We start from the raw sequence: 591 nt of genomic DNA on the forward strand, positions 1-591 counted from the left end.
CATGGTGCGGGCCGAGTCGATCCGGCCCCGCGGCGAGACCCGTCTGCGGTGGGTCAGCGCACCGTGCAGCGACTTCGCGAGCCGCCGCAACGAGTCCTCCAGCTGCATGCGCTCGGTCTCGCTCGCCCGGTCGACCTCGGCGACGCGTTCGGCGTCGTCGTGGCCCTCGACGATCCGCTGCTCGATCGCGAGCAGCTTCTCCAGGTGGGCCTTGAGCAGCTCGGGGAGGTTGTCGAGCACTCCGGTGAGGCGCCGGCGCAGCGCGGCGGCGTCGTCCTCGGTGCCCTGTTCCTCCTCCGACAGCCGGTCCTCCTCGGAGTTCAGCCAGCCCAGCAGCGCGTCCTGCTGGGCGACCGAGAGGTCGGCGTCGACCTTGGTGCCCTGCTGCTGGGAGATGTCCCCCGGCTGTCCGCCGCCGGAGAACCGGTCGGTCTCGATCTGCACGCGCTGGCCCTCGGTGGCGTCGCCCGCCTGCTCCTTGGAGAGCACGATCTCGTCCGTCATCGAGGCCATGTCGATCTTGTTGGCCTCCTGGTGCAGGTTGTACTGCTCGGCCAGGTCCTGGGGGTCGAAGAACTCCTTGATGGCGAC

The 591-nt window shown here is 70.1% G+C and carries 1 protein-coding gene; it reads right to left on the reverse strand.

Annotated elements, in window-relative coordinates; genetic code table 11:
• Positions 1-591 (reverse strand): hypothetical protein (locus tag DBV35_RS29130; RefSeq protein WP_205648936.1); only part of this gene is annotated, 591 nt, incomplete at both ends.

It is taken from the genome of Acuticoccus kandeliae, from assembly GCF_003073115.1.